Here is a 13,753-nt window from a genome sequence, read left to right on the forward strand (position 1 = left end):
TTGGTCAAGTCTAGGCGCGAAGCCCGGGCGTCCCGGCAAGGATGCTCTCCAGGGCGGACAGGAACGCCGTTGTTTCCTTCTCCGTGCCCGCAGTGACGCGCAGGTGTCCGGGGATCCCGACGTCCCTGATCAGCACGCCGGCGTCCAGGAGTTCCTGCCAGACCTGGTGCGGGTCCGTGAGGCCGCCGAAGAACACGTAGTTCGAGTCGGACGCCGCGGGCTTGAGGCCCAGCAGCTCCAGCCCGGCCACGATGCGGTCGCGCTGGACCATGATGTCCTGCACGTCCGCCATCAGGGCCTCGCGGTGCTCAAGTGCGGCAAGGGCAGTGGCTTGCGTGATGGCTGACAGGTGGTACGGCAGCCTGACCAGGCGGAGGGCGTCGGTGACTTCCGGGGCCGCCGCCATGTAACCGAGCCGGGCGCCGGCCAGGGCGAAGGCCTTGCTCATGGTGCGGGTGACGATCAGGCGTTCCCGGCCAGGCAGGAGGGTGAGGGCGCTGGGTGTGCCCTCGTGGGCAAACTCGTGATACGCCTCGTCGACGATGACGATGGTCTGGCTGTCGTTGCCGGCTTCGTAGACAGCCTCAACCACGTTCAGGCCCAGCCCGGTTCCCGTGGGATTGTTAGGTGAGCAGAGGAAAACGACGTTAGGCTGCAGCTCGCGCACCTGGCGGGCAGCCGACTCCGCGCTGAGGCCGTACCCTTCGGCGCGTACCCCTGCGATGTATTCGGTATCCGTGCCGCTGGCCAGGAGCGGGTACATGGAATACGTGGGAGGAAAACCCAGGGCGGTCCGGCCGGGGCCGCCAAACGCCTGCAGGATCTGCTGGAGGACCTCGTTGGAGCCGTTGGCGGCCCAGAGGTTGGCCTCGTCCAGGCCGTGCCCCAGGTATTCCGCCAGGGCCTTCCGCAGATCGGTGAATTCGCGGTCCGGGTAGCGGTTGAGCCCGGCAGCGGCCTCGGTGACTGCTGCGCTGATGGCGGCACGGACGTCCGCCGGGACGCCATGGGTGTTCTCGTTGACGTTGAGCAGGATGGGAACATCCAGCTGGGGGGCCCCGTAAGGGGTCAGCCCACGGAGGTTGCTGCGGAGGGGAAGCCGGTTCAAACGCTCTAGCTGGTCATTCACCTGAACAGTTTAGTGGCCCTGCCCGGCCCCGGAAAATGTGACGGTCCGGGACTGCCATCCTGCGGGTGGGGTGTCCTTGTTTCCAGCCGTTGGTGCTGGCCCGAACGTGGGAACGAACAGCCCGCACGTGCGTTCGAATAAGCTAGTACGTGGGGACGAAGAGCTGCTGGCCGGGGAGGACTGCTCCGCCGGTGAGGTTGTTGAGCTGCACGATGTCCGCAATGACGTCCCGCGCGTCCCGGTCCGGAGCCACATAGCCGGCAATGGCCCACAGTGAGTCGCCCGGCTGGACGGTCACCGACACCGAGGGCGTGGGGGCGAGATCCGCAACGGAGTCGGACGCTTTGGCCGGCGAGGTGAAGAAGCCGGCCAGGGAGAGCAGGACCGCTGCCAGCAGCATCAGCGGGATGCCCACCAGGACAATCCGGCCGCGCCGGGTGAGGCGGAGCGGCGGCAGGGCCTTTGAAGCCTTGGAACGGGAAACCCCTGCACGCGGAACCTGGCGGATGGAAGCCGCGGGGTGTGCAACCACGGGAAGTGAAACCTGGGTGAGTGATGTAGCTGACATGAACTGAGCCCTCCTGGACCGTACTGTGCTGCCCGGTTGTCCTTCCCAGCAGCCACGCCCCGGCGTATCCGGCATCTTCTTCGAACGGGGCAAGCAAGGAATAGAACACATATTCGAACTTTGCTTCTTCAGTTTTAGCATCTATCAACGAACAATGTCGAGACTCGCTAGAACAAATGTTTGAAAAAGCCTTGTGGCTGGCCTAGTTTTGAACCAACGAACATCCACCTCTGAAGTTGATCACCAGGGTCTGACAATGAGGACGGGACCAACCGGCCCGGGGGCACGGACAGCCCGGTGGCAACCGAAAGGCATTGGCGAATATGGCAGCAGCAGCCGCCGGAAGCAGGGCAACCCCGCAACCGAAGAGGACCGCCAAGGGCCTGACCCCCCGGCAGAAGAAAATCCTCGAGACCATCCAGCGGTCCGTCAATGACAACGGCTACCCGCCGTCCATGCGTGAAATCGGCGACACCGTGGGGCTCGCCAGCCTCTCCAGCGTGACGCACCAGCTCTCGCAGCTGGAAAAGCTCGGCTACCTTCGCCGCGATCCCAAGCGGCCCCGCGCCATGGAAGTCCTGATGCCCCTCACGCTGGACGGCGGCGCAGCCACAGCGGAGTCACGCCCGGCCAACGGCGCCTCGGCGGGCGGCGCAACCGTCACCGTCCTGCCCACCGCGCTGGATACGGCCATGGTGCCACTGGTGGGCCGTATTGCCGCCGGCGGCCCCATCCTGGCGGACCAGGTGGTGGAGGACGTGATGCCCCTCCCCCGCCAGCTGGTGGGCCAGGGCGAACTTTTTATGCTCAAGGTCGCCGGCGATTCCATGGTGGACGCCGCCATTTGCGATGGTGACTGGGTGGTGGTGCGCCGCCAGGCGGACGCCGTGAACGGCGATATCGTCGCCGCCCTCCTCGATGACGAGGCAACGGTCAAGACGTTCCGCCAGCGTGACGGCCACACCTGGCTGCTCCCGCAAAACACCCAGTACGAGCCCATTCTTGGTGACCACGCCACCATCATGGGCAAAGTGGTCTCGGTGCTGCGGTCCCTCTGACTGTCGCCAAACTCCTGTTCCCCCGAACTGCCGGTACGGCCGGTGGGCTGGCAGCGTCGCTGCCTGCCCACCGGCCGTACTTGTCTCCGCGTCCGGCCAGGGTCTGCAGCTAGGCGTTTTCCCGGGCCAGCCGCTCCAGGGCGGCCACAGCAGTCTTGGGATCCGTTGTGGCCCAGAACGGGGGCAGCGCCCCGCGCAGGAAGCCCGCATAACGTTCGGTGGCCAGGCGGGAGTCCAGGACTGCAACCACGCCTTTGTCCCCGGTGGACCTGATCAGCCGGCCGGCGCCCTGGGCGAGCCGGATGGCCGCGTGGGTGGCCGAGACGGACATAAAGCCGTTCCCGCCGGCCTGCGCCACGGCGCGGGAGCGGGCGGTCATCAGCGGATCGTCCGGGCGCGGGAACGGGATCCGGTCAATCACCACCAGCCGGCATGAACCGCCGGGCACGTCCACGCCCTGCCACAGCGACATGGTGCCGAAGAGGCAGGTGTCGGGCTCGTCAGCAAACTGTTTCACCAACGCGGTCATGGTGGAATCGCCCTGGCACAGGACTGTCTGTTCCAGTTTGGGCCGCAGCGCCTCCGCCGCTTCCTCTGCCGCGCGGCGGGACGAAAACAGGCACAAGGCTCCCCCGCCGGAGGCCGTAATGAGGGTTTCGAGTTCAGCCAGCGATTCCGGGGAGACCCCGCGCCCGGGCTTGGGCAGGTGCCCTGCCACGTACAGGATGCCTTGCCGCGGGTAGTCGAAGGGCGAGCCGACGTCGATGCCCGTCCAGGTGGGGGCACCTTCCCCCACCAGGCCCAGCCCACCGGCCGCGGGTTCAAACGCCGAGCCAATGGCAAGGGTGGCGGAGGTAAGGACCACGGTGTGGCCGGCAAACAGGCCTTCACGCAGGCGGCCCGCCACTGACAACGGGGCAATGTTCACCAGGACCGGGGCGGTCTCGTCCGGCGGCGAATAGCCCTGGCCGGGATCGAAGGTGCTGGCGCGGGAGAACCACACCACTTCGCGGTTGTCGCGGGCTGTCAGGAGCCGCTCACACAGTTCCAGGATGAGCATCAGCCGGGACCGCGCCAGCTGCCGCCCGCCGTCGGCCGCAGCGCTTCCGTCCGCCTTCGAATCGGACAGCGCCGCCCGGCACGCTTCACGGAGCTGGTCCACACAATCGAGTTGTTCGTCATTAAGCCCGTTGGGCAGCAGGCCGTTGGGGACACCGTCCAGCGCCAACTCCAGGTTGCCGGCGGCGGCGTTGAGCGCATCCACGGTGATGGCCGTGTGCTTCCGGGCTCCCGACGCGGCGGCATGGATCATGGCAACGGACAGCTGGCCGGAGACCGCGCCCGTCACCCGGTCCTGGAGTTCGTGGGCCTCGTCCACCACCACCACGTCATACTCGGGCAGCACGGCAAGGCCCTCGAACGCACTGACGGCCAGCATGGCGTGGTTGGTCACCACCAGGTCCGCCTCGGCGGCGTCCTGTCGGGCCAGCTCGCTGAAGCACTCGGCAGCCATGGGGCACGTCTGTGCCCCCAGGCACTCCATGGAGGTCACGGACACCTGCCGCCACGCCTTGTCGGTCACGCCCGGCAGCAGCTCGTCGCGGTCTCCCGTGGTGGTCTTCTCCGCCCATTCACGCAACCGGACCACTTCGCGGCCCAGCTGGGACGAAGGACCACCCATCGACGCGGCAAAGTGCGGCACGCTGGTGTCTTCCGCCAGGGAGAACAGCTGGCCCTCAGCGGGTTCCTCGGACGGGAAGCCGCCTTCGAGCTTGTGCAGGCAGGCATAGTTGGACCGGCCTTTGACCAGGGCCACTTTGACCGGCCGCTCAAGGGCGGGGGTGATCGCCTTGAGCAGGCGGGGCAGGTCGCGGCCCACAATCTGGGTCTGCAGTGCCAGCGTCGCTGTGGACACCAGCGCCGGTTTGTTGCTTTCGATCGCATGGGCGATCAGCGGGATCAGGTAGGCCAGCGATTTGCCCGTACCGGTACCGGCCTGGACCAGCAGGTGATTGCCGGTTTCGAGGGCGCGGGCCACTTGGCGGGTCATCTCGTGCTGGCCGCTGCGGCTCTGCCCGCCCATGCCGGACACCGCCCGGTCGAGGAGTTCAATGGCGAACTCCTCGCCGGGTGTGCCCGTGGCGCTCCGCCCGGTATCAGTCATTGCTGGCGAATGGTTCGAGCTCGGCCGCAAGGCCTTCCCGGACCATCACCACGGCCCGGGTACCGTTCTCAACGTGGTCAACGCTGATGATCTCGGCATCCGATTCGTGCAGTTTGCTGATCAGGTCCCCGCGGTCGTACGGGATCAGCAGCTCCAGCTTGACGCCGGGCCGCGGGATACCGTCGCTGATGGCCTGCAGCAGCGCGTCGATGCCTTCACCGGTGCGCGCCGAAACCACCACGTGGCGGGGTTCGCGCTGCTTGAGCCGCTCCACCACAAACGGATCCGCGGCGTCGGCCTTGTTCAGCACGATGATCTCGGGGACCTTGCGCGCGTCCACCTCGGTGAAGACCTTGCGGACGGCAGCGATCTGCCCCTCGGGATCGGGGTGCGAGACGTCCACCACATGCAGGATCAGGTCCGAGTCCGCTACCTCCTCCAGGGTGGACCGGAAGGCCTCCACCAGCTGGGTGGGCAGTGACCGGACAAAGCCCACGGTGTCGGCAAGGGTGTAGCCCAGGCCGTCCGCGGTCTCCGCCTTGCGGATGGTGGGGTCCAGCGTGGCGAACAAGGCGTTCTCCACCAGGACTCCGGCATCCGTCAGGCGGTTGAGCAGCGAGGATTTCCCGGCGTTGGTATAGCCGGCAATGGCAACGGATGGTACTTCGTTACGACGGCGGTTGGCCCGTTTGGTTTCCCGGGCGGGCTTCATCGCGGCTATTTCGCGCCGCAGCTTTGCCATCCGGGTCCGGATGCGCCGGCGGTCCAGCTCGATCTTTGTCTCACCGGGACCACGTGAACCCATACCTGCGGCGGCTCCACCCACCTGGCCGCCTGCCTGGCGGGACATCGAATCGCCCCAGCCGCGCAGGCGCGGGAGCAGGTATTCGAGCTGGGCCAGTTCAACCTGGGCCTTGCCTTCGCGGCTCTTGGCGTGCTGGGCGAAGATGTCCAGGATCAGGCCGGTACGGTCGATCACCTTGACCTTGACGATGTCCTCCAGGCCACGGCGCTGGGATGGTGCCAGCTCCGCGTCCACCACCACAGTGTCCGCGCCCGTGGACATCACAATGTCCTTGAGCTCCAGGGCCTTGCCCGAGCCCAGGAACGTTCCGGGGTCCGGTTTGGCGCGGCGCTGGACCAGGCCGTCGAGGACCTCGGAGCCGGCCGTTTCGGCAAGGGCAGCCAGCTCGCGCAGCGAGTTCTCGGCATCGGCGAGGGTCCCTTCGGACCACAGCCCGGCAAGGACCACCCGCTCAAGCCGAAGCTGGCGGTACTCGACTTCGGTGACGTCCTCGAGTTCCGTGGACAGCCCTGCGGTGCGGCGCAGCGCCCGGCGTTCCTCCAGGTCCTGCTGGTCGCCGTCGTAGCTGGAATGCTCCTGCTCCTGGTGGGAGATCGCCTGGGCTTTGCCAAAGACTGCCTTCCCGCCGTCGTCCGACTTCCCGTTGCTGCCGGCCGGCACGTCCTTGGAGAGGATCCGGTCGATCACAGCCTGGATGTCGGCGGGGCTGAGGTCCGAGGCGGCGGGATCGGATCCGGGGTTGGGCTGGTCGGTCATGGTCTCCTTTGAAGATTCGGCATTTCCAGAATAGTGCCGATCGCTGTGCTGTGGTGAAGTCTCTGAGCTGGGGTGACGGCCTGCAGTCATCCATGCCTCCTGTTTTTCGCGCAGCCCCCTGGGCTGCGGTTGGCGTGCCTGCACGGGACATCATGCTTTTGCTCCCGGTGCAGGGAAGAAATAGGGCCGGAAAAGGCAGGAGCGCCAGCCAGGCTGATGCTTCGAGGATTGTCCGGCGGCCGGAACAGCGCCGATCGCGGCTGGTCCGGTGCACGAGCGGAAGGTTGGCTAACCTGCGTCGCTGTGGGACGGGGCACGGGGCGGGCGGGGCCCGGCGCGTGCTACTCGAAGATCAGGAACATGCTCCCAACACTAGCAGAGCGCCAAAGTACGCGGTTTCCCATTACGCTCCAAGGGGAACTATTCTGGCTCGTTATGGAGTCAGCACATTATTTCAGCGCATCACCCGCCGGCCCTTTTACCCGCAAGCCGCTCACCGTGGATCTCGCCGGCGAAACCCGGCACCTCCACACCTCCGCAGGCATCTTCAGCCCTGACGGCATCGATAAGGGAACCGCTGTCCTCCTGGCCGAAGTCCCGGCGCCCTCCCCGCAGGGAAACCTGCTGGACATTGGCTGCGGGTGGGGCCCGATCGCCCTGACCATGGCGCTGCTGGCACCCGAAGCCACAGTCCACGCCGTGGACGTCAATGAACGGTGCATCACGCTGACCAACGAAAACGCGGCGGCCCTGGGGCTGGCCAATGTGGCAGCAGCCCTTCCGGATGCGGTGGATCCGGGGGTGCGCTTCGACACCATCTGGTCCAATCCGCCCATCCGGATCGGCAAGGACGAGCTGCATTCCCTGCTTCGGCTCTGGCTGCCCCGGCTGGCCCCGGGCGGCACCGCCTGGTTGGTGGTCCAGAAGAACCTCGGCTCGGATTCACTTCAGCGGTGGCTTGCCTCGGAGCTGGACGCCACGTTCAGCGTGACCCGCGAATCCACGGCCAAGACGTTCCGGATCCTGAAGGTCAGGAAAGCGTCCCTGTCGCCACAATAACGGCGGGGCCGCTGAGCTCCACGTGTTCGTGGCCGCCGGGCCCGGCGAAGAACTTCACGCCCACCGCACCGCCGGGGACGTTGACCTGCCACGTGTCCGGGGCTTCGGCCCCAGCCCAGTGACGGATGGCCACAGCCGCAGCGCAGGCCCCGGTGCCGCAGGACTGGGTCTCCCCCACGCCGCGCTCGTGCACCCGCATGGTGACCGACCCGACGCCGTTGTGCACCAGCGGGTCGGCGGGGACCACAAATTCGACGTTGGTGCCGTGGGGCGGCACGGGCTCCACGGTGGGCGCTGTGTACAGCCGGGTGGCGCTGAGTTCGGAAAGTTCGGCCAGGGCAACTACGGTGTGCGGATTGCCCATGCTGATTGACAGGGCAGGCCGCGGCACTTCGAGGCCGTCGGCGGTGACCAGCGAGTCCATGGCCTTGGCGGTGGCATCGCCGGGGAAGATGAACTCCCAGGGGCCCATGTCCACCGCGTAGCCGTCGCCCGTCCGGACCACGGTCTTGACGCCGCCGCGCGTGCCGATGGTGAGGGCGCCGCCGTCGGGCAGGTCGATCAGGCCTTCGGCGCGCAGGAAGTGGACAAAGACACGCACGCCGTTGCCGCACATTTCGGACAGTGAGCCGTCCCCGTTCCGGTAGTCCATGAACCATTCGGCGTCGGGGCTGGAGGCCAGCAGGTCGCGGCCTTCGGGCAGGAATCGGGAAGGGACAGCGCGGATGAGGCCGTCCGCACCGATGCCGCGGTGCCTGTCGCACAGCGCAGCAACGTGGTCTGCGCCGATAACGGAGGTTCCCTCAGGATCGGCCACCAGGACGAAGTCGTTGCCGGTGCCGTGCCCTTTGGCGAACCGGAGGCCGGCAAGGTCGGGCAGGGCCGGGGTGGCGGTGTGTGCGGTGGCTGCGTCCATGGGTCCTAGGTTACCGGCCACGGTGCCGGCACCCGAATCAGGCATGCCGGCTGAGCGCAACTGCCTTCGCCGCGAGCTCCGGGTCCTTCCAGTCCAGCCAGTCCACGCGCGGGTCGGCACGGAACCAGGTGAGCTGGCGGCGGGCGAACTGGCGGGTGGCCACGATGGTTTCCTCTGCCGCCTGGGCCTCTGTTGCCACTCCTTCCAGGACGTTGAGGAACTGGGAGTACCCGAGGGCCCTGGCAGCTGTCCTGCCGCGCCGCAGGCCCTCAGCATCGAGCCGCCGGACCTCGGCGGTCAGGCCGTTGGCAACCATGCCGTGCACCCGGTCAGCGAGCCGGACGCGGAGCACCTCCCGGTCCACTGCCAGGCCGATCTGCACGGCCGGCTGGAAGTACTCCCGGCGGGGCATAAAGGCGCTGAACGGGCGGCCTGTGAGCTGCTGGACTTCCAGTGCACGGATGATGCGGCGGTCATCCGTGAGCCGCTCCGCCGACACCGGGTCCACGGCGCGAAGGCGTTCGCGCAGCGACGCCGTTCCCTGGGCTGCAAGGTCCGCTTCCAGCTGCCCGCGAAGTTCGGGGCTGGTGCCGGGGAACTCCAGGACGTCGAGGGCCGCCCGGACGTACAGTCCCGAGCCGCCGGCGAGGATGGCCCGTTTGCCGCGGGCATGGATGGCTGCCACAGTTGCCCGGGCCTGCTCCTGGAAGTCCGCAACGCTCGCTTCCTGGGTGACGTCCATGATGTCCAGCAGGTGGTGCGGCACACCCCGGCGTTCGGCGATGGTGATTTTTGCGGTGCCGATGTCCATGCCCCGGTAAAACTGCATGGCATCAGCGTTGATGACCTCGCCGTCCAGAGCGAGGGCGAGGTCAACAGCGAGGTCTGACTTACCGGAGCCGGTGGGTCCGACGACGGCGATGACGGCCGGGGCTGCCACCGGTCAGCGGGTGCGCAGCGGCAGGGCAGGCATGCCAAGGGACACGCCGGAACCGCCCTTTGCTGCCCCTGGTGCGGGAGCGCCGCAGGAGTCCGCCAGGGACCGGTCCCAGGCGTCCCCGGCGCGTGAGCGCCTGAGGCTGTAGTCCTCCGGAGCAGGATCGGCGACGAGGTGGAAGGCTGCTGCCTCGGTGATGGTGACGGTGACCAGGTCACCCGGACGCGGGGCCGGGGCCCCTGCCGGAACCGAGAAGTGCACCAGCCTCTGGTCCTGGGCACGGCCGGAGAGCCGGTGCGTCTCTTCGGATTTGCGTCCTGACTGTGCGGTGACCAGCACTTCCACCCGGCGGCCCAGTTGGCTGCGGTTCTCTTCTGCGGCGATCCTGTCCTGAAGTGCGGTGAGCCGTTCGAAGCGTTCCTGCACGACGGCCTTGGGCAGCTGGTCAGGCAGGTCGGCGGCGGGAGTGCCCGGCCGCTTGGAGTACTGGAAGGTGAAGGCGGTGGCGAACCGGGACTGCTCCACCACGTCAAGGGTGGCCTGGAAGTCCTCCTCGGTCTCGCCGGGGAAGCCCACGATGATGTCCGTGGTGATGGCGGCATGCGGGATCCGGGTCCGGACCTTGTCCAGGATGCCGAGGAACCTGGCGGACCGGTAAGAGCGCTTCATGGCCCGCAGGACGGCGTCCGAACCGGACTGCAGCGGCATGTGGAGTTGCGGCATCACGTTGGGGGTTTCGGCCATGGCATCGATGACGTCGTCAGTGAAAGCGGCCGGGTGGGGGCTGGTGAACCGGACGCGTTCGAGCCCCTCAATGTCGCCGCAGGCGCGCAGCAGCTTGGAGAAGGCCTGCCGGTCGCCGAATTCCACGCCATAGGAGTTGACGTTCTGGCCAAGCAAGGTGACCTCGATGGCGCCGTCAGCCACCAGGGCCTGGATTTCGGCGAGGATGTCGGTCGGGCGGCGGTCCTTTTCCTTGCCCCGGAGGGCGGGCACGATGCAGAACGTGCAGGTGTTGTTGCAGCCCACGGAGATGGATACCCAGCCCGAGTAGACCGAGTCGCGTTTGGTGGGCAGCGTGGACGGGAAGACGTCCAGTGATTCAAGGATTTCCAGCTGCGCTTCGTTGTTGTGCCGGGCCCGGTCCAGCAATGCCGGCAGCGCACCCACATTGTGGGTACCGAAGACAGCGTCCACCCACGGCGCCTTCTTCAGGATGGTGTCCCGGTCCTTCTGGGCCAGGCAGCCGCCGACGGCGATCTGCATGCCCGGGTTGGCGGCCTTGATGGGGGCCAGCATGCCCAGGTTGCCGTAGAGCTTGTTGTCGGCGTTTTCCCGGACCGCGCAGGTGTTAAAGACCACAACGTCTGCCTGGGCGCCTTCGGCCGGTACGTAGCCGGCGTCCTCCAGCATCCCGGCCATCCGCTCGGAGTCGTGCACGTTCATCTGGCAGCCGAAGGTCCGCACCTGGTAGGTGCGGGCGCCGGCAGGGCCGGAGTGCAGCGGCGGTGCCGGCTCCGCTTCGGTTGCGGGCGCTGCAACGGAACCGTTGCCGGGAAGGGGGGAAGGAATGGTCAAACTCACCTGTTAAGGGTAGCCGCTTACCGGCTGGCCGGTGTCTGCCGCGTGCGCATCGATGACGTCAGCCACAATCCGGAAGGCCTGGGCGGGCTGATACCCCTTGCGGGCGAGCATGGACGCCAGCCGGCGGGTTGTTTTGTCCCGCCCGGCGCGGTCGCCAAGGTCCAGGCCGGGCCGGAGCTTGCGCTCCACCAGGCTCCGGGCTGCCAGTTCCTCGTCGGCGTCGGACAGCTGTTCCAGGGCGGCTTCCGCGGTGTCCGGCTCGATGCCTTTCTCTGCCAGTTCCCGCCGGAGCGCGCCCTTGGCGAGTTTCCGTGACTGCGCGCGGCTGCGGACCCACATGTCCGCGAACTCGGCATCGTTAATGAGCCGAACGTCCTCGAACTTGTCCAGGACGTTTTCTGCGACATCTTCCGGAACGTCCCGTTCGGCCAGCTTGCGGGCCAGCTGGAGCCTGCTTTTGGGTGCCGCCGACAGCTGCCGGTAGACGATGGCCTTGGCCACCGCCTCCGGGTCCGCCTCCGCATCCACCGGGAAGCCGGCGGGTCCGCCTTCTTCCACCTCAGGGGTGGAGCGGCGGGCCCGTCTGCTGCGCGGTTCTCCGAATCCGGTCAACTGCTAAAACCCGTCGACGGCCTTCAGCTTCGGCGAATCGGCGGACTCGGCCTCAGCCGGCTTCACACCCACACCGAGCTTCTCCTTGATGAGCCGTTCGAGCTCTGCTGCAAGCTCCGGGTTGTCGCGCAGGAACCGGCGGGAGTTCTCCATGCCCTGGCCCAGCTGGTCGCCGTCGTAGGTGAACCAGGAACCGGACTTCTTGATGAGGCCGTGCTCCACACCCATGTCGATGATGCCACCCTCGCGGGAGATGCCCTGGCCGTAGATGATGTCGAATTCGGCGATCTTGAAGGGCGGGGCCATCTTGTTTTTCACAATTTTGGCCTTGGTCCGGTTGCCGACGGAGTCGGCACCTTCCTTCAAGGTCTGGATCCGGCGTACGTCAATGCGGATGGAAGCGTAGAACTTCAGCGCCTTACCACCGGTGGTGGTCTCGGGCGAGCCGAAGAACACGCCGATCTTCTCACGCAGCTGGTTAATGAAGATGGCGGTGGTTTTGGTCTGGCTCAGGCGGCCGGTGATCTTACGCAGCGCCTGGCTCATCAGACGGGCCTGCAGGCCCACGTGGCTGTCGCCCATGTCGCCTTCGATTTCGGCACGGGGCACCAGGGCGGCTACGGAGTCGATGACGATCACGTCCAGGGAGCCTGAGCCGATCAGCATGTCCATGATTTCGAGGGCCTGCTCACCGGTGTCCGGCTGGGAGACCAGGAGGGCGTCCGTGTCCACGCCGAGCTTGGCGGCGTATTCGGGGTCAAGGGCGTGCTCGGCGTCGATAAACGCTGCGATGCCGCCCTGGCGCTGTGCGTTGGCCACCGCGTGCAGCGCAACGGTGGTTTTACCCGAGGATTCCGGGCCGTAGATCTCCACAACACGGCCGCGGGGCAGACCGCCAATTCCAAGCGCGACATCCAGTGCGATGGAGCCGGTGGGGATGACCTCGATGGGGGCACGGACCTCATCGCCCAGGCGCATGACCGAGCCCTTGCCGAACTGCTTGTCAATCTGGGCCAAAGCTGCTTCCAGCGCTTTTGCACGATCCGGGGCTGCCGCCATGGTTGACACCTCTAATGCTTTCTCGATGGTGGCCTTGAGGGCCGTTTATTGGTCATCTCTGACGCTAGGGGGACCCACTGACATTTCCGCCGGATGGCATCGGCTATGTGGATAACCCGCTGGTAAAAGCATAACTTTATCCGAACAGGTATTCGAACCCGCGCCCGGCGTGTCAGCAGGAATTCCGGATTTTTCGCTTGCCCCGGCAGGCGCGGAGGGCGCTTGGGCCGGCCGGAAACGCAGCCGGGATCAGTCGGCGGCGGGTTTGATGTCGCGGCCCAGGCGCCGGTCTGCAGGGACGTCCTGCACGTCGCACATGGCCAGCCAGACCTTCCTTGGTTCCACCCCGGCGGCCAGCGCCTGCTGGGCCGTGCGGCCACCCACCCCGGCCAGGACCAGGGTGTTGCCCAGCACGCGGGAATAGCCCGCGCCGAACTCGTCGTCCATGAGTCGCCAGTAGTCGCTGATCCGCATCGGTAAATCCTCTCACGGCCGCGGACCCTAGAATTGTTGCCATGAGCAACTCTCCCGGCGGCCAATCAGTTGACCGCCCCGCAGACATTGATGTGGTTGACGCCGCCCTAAGGAACGTTGAGCACCAGATCAGCGTGTTCTGGCGGCGCGCCCGGGCCATTTCAAACCAGTTGTCCCGCCAGGTCCACCCGGATATGGAGCCTGCCGCCTACGGCCTGCTGACCATCATCCGGCGCGAAGGTCCCATCCGGCTGACGGAGCTGGCCATGAACATCGGCGTGGGCAAGCCGTCCGTCAGCCGGCAGATTGCGTTCCTGGAGAGCATCGGCTTGGTGTCCAAGGAAGCGGATCCATTGGACGGGCGCGCCCAGTCCATCCAGCTGACGCCAAAGGGCGAGGAGAAGATGCACCAGGTCCAGGACGCCCGCCGGCAGGTATTCCAGGAACGCCTGGGCGAATGGCCGGTGGCCGACCTGGAAGAACTGGCCCGCTACATGGCCAAGTTGAACGCAACGTATGAGCGCGACGGTTTCCCGAAGGACGAACCTGCGGAACCGGGCAGCAAGGACGCCTAGCCCTGCTGGATCGGGCCCGCTTGGGCCACCGGCCAGAAAACGCAGCGAAGCCCCCGA

The 13,753-nt window shown here is 66.9% G+C and carries 13 protein-coding genes; 3 read left to right on the forward strand and 10 right to left on the reverse strand.

Annotation, left to right across the window (positions count from 1 at the left end; all coding sequences use genetic code 11):
* Positions 1–10: 10 nt before the first annotated feature.
* Positions 11–1,129: a histidinol-phosphate transaminase gene (locus ACU18_RS11520; protein WP_050685697.1), complete on the reverse strand. Its 1,119-nt coding sequence runs from the start codon at positions 1,127–1,129 to the stop codon at positions 11–13.
* A gap of 142 nt (positions 1,130–1,271) precedes the next feature.
* Positions 1,272–1,697: a LysM peptidoglycan-binding domain-containing protein gene (locus tag ACU18_RS11525; RefSeq protein WP_082178299.1), complete on the reverse strand. Its 426-nt coding sequence runs from the start codon at positions 1,695–1,697 to the stop codon at positions 1,272–1,274.
* Between the two features lie 323 nt (positions 1,698–2,020).
* On the opposite strand from ACU18_RS11525, the gene lexA reads away from it, so the two are divergent.
* Complete coding sequence (lexA, locus tag ACU18_RS11530) at positions 2,021–2,755, forward strand: transcriptional repressor LexA (RefSeq protein WP_050685698.1); 735 nt, start codon at positions 2,021–2,023, stop codon at positions 2,753–2,755.
* Positions 2,756–2,864: 109 nt separating this feature from the next.
* Here the strand turns inward: lexA and ACU18_RS11535 are convergent, their stop codons facing one another.
* Positions 2,865–4,919, reverse strand: a complete 2,055-nt coding sequence (locus ACU18_RS11535) for an ATP-dependent DNA helicase (RefSeq protein ID WP_050685699.1) — start codon at positions 4,917–4,919, stop codon at positions 2,865–2,867.
* Positions 4,912–6,480: a GTPase HflX gene (gene hflX, locus ACU18_RS11540; RefSeq protein WP_050685700.1), complete on the reverse strand. Its 1,569-nt coding sequence runs from the start codon at positions 6,478–6,480 to the stop codon at positions 4,912–4,914. Before hflX ends, ACU18_RS11535 begins: the two co-directional genes overlap by 8 nt.
* Positions 6,481–6,915: 435 nt before the next feature.
* On the opposite strand from hflX, the gene ACU18_RS11545 reads away from it, so the two are divergent.
* Complete coding sequence (locus ACU18_RS11545) at positions 6,916–7,539, forward strand: class I SAM-dependent methyltransferase (RefSeq protein WP_050685701.1); 624 nt, start codon at positions 6,916–6,918, stop codon at positions 7,537–7,539.
* Here the strand turns inward: ACU18_RS11545 and dapF are convergent.
* The 6 genes from dapF to ACU18_RS11575 all read right to left on the reverse strand — a co-directional run bounded on the left by dapF (position 7,511) and on the right by ACU18_RS11575 (position 13,121).
* Positions 7,511–8,455, reverse strand: a complete 945-nt coding sequence (dapF, locus tag ACU18_RS11550; RefSeq protein WP_050685712.1) for a diaminopimelate epimerase — start codon at positions 8,453–8,455, stop codon at positions 7,511–7,513. The two genes, ACU18_RS11545 and dapF, sit on opposite strands and share 29 nt — an antisense overlap.
* 37 nt (positions 8,456–8,492) lie before the next feature.
* Entirely contained in the window at positions 8,493–9,395 is a 903-nt protein-coding gene (gene miaA, locus ACU18_RS11555) for a tRNA (adenosine(37)-N6)-dimethylallyltransferase MiaA (protein WP_050685702.1), read from the reverse strand.
* Positions 9,396–9,398: 3 nt separating this feature from the next.
* Positions 9,399–10,976 (reverse strand): tRNA (N6-isopentenyl adenosine(37)-C2)-methylthiotransferase MiaB, encoded by a 1,578-nt coding sequence (miaB, locus tag ACU18_RS11560; RefSeq protein ID WP_442853710.1) that lies wholly within the window; start codon positions 10,974–10,976, stop codon positions 9,399–9,401.
* A 3-nt stretch (positions 10,977–10,979) separates the two neighbouring features.
* Positions 10,980–11,477 (reverse strand): regulatory protein RecX, encoded by a 498-nt coding sequence (locus ACU18_RS11565; RefSeq protein ID WP_157407687.1) that lies wholly within the window; start codon positions 11,475–11,477, stop codon positions 10,980–10,982.
* Between the two features lie 114 nt (positions 11,478–11,591).
* On the reverse strand, positions 11,592–12,647 hold the full coding sequence (gene recA / locus ACU18_RS11570; protein ID WP_050685704.1) for a recombinase RecA: 1,056 nt from the start codon (positions 12,645–12,647) through the stop codon (positions 11,592–11,594).
* Between the two features lie 249 nt (positions 12,648–12,896).
* The gene (locus ACU18_RS11575; RefSeq protein ID WP_050685705.1) at positions 12,897–13,121 is read right to left on the reverse strand and encodes a DUF3046 domain-containing protein; all 225 of its coding nucleotides are present in this window, start codon (positions 13,119–13,121) and stop codon (positions 12,897–12,899) included.
* Positions 13,122–13,162: 41 nt separating this feature from the next.
* On the opposite strand from ACU18_RS11575, the gene ACU18_RS11580 reads away from it, so the two are divergent.
* A complete protein-coding gene (locus ACU18_RS11580) occupies positions 13,163–13,696 on the forward strand; it encodes a MarR family winged helix-turn-helix transcriptional regulator (RefSeq protein ID WP_050685706.1) in 534 nt (177 codons plus the stop codon).
* Positions 13,697–13,753 lie beyond the last annotated feature (57 nt).

The sequence above is a fragment of the Arthrobacter sp. ZBG10 genome (assembly GCF_001238605.1).
GTDB lineage: Bacteria > Actinomycetota > Actinomycetes > Actinomycetales > Micrococcaceae > Arthrobacter.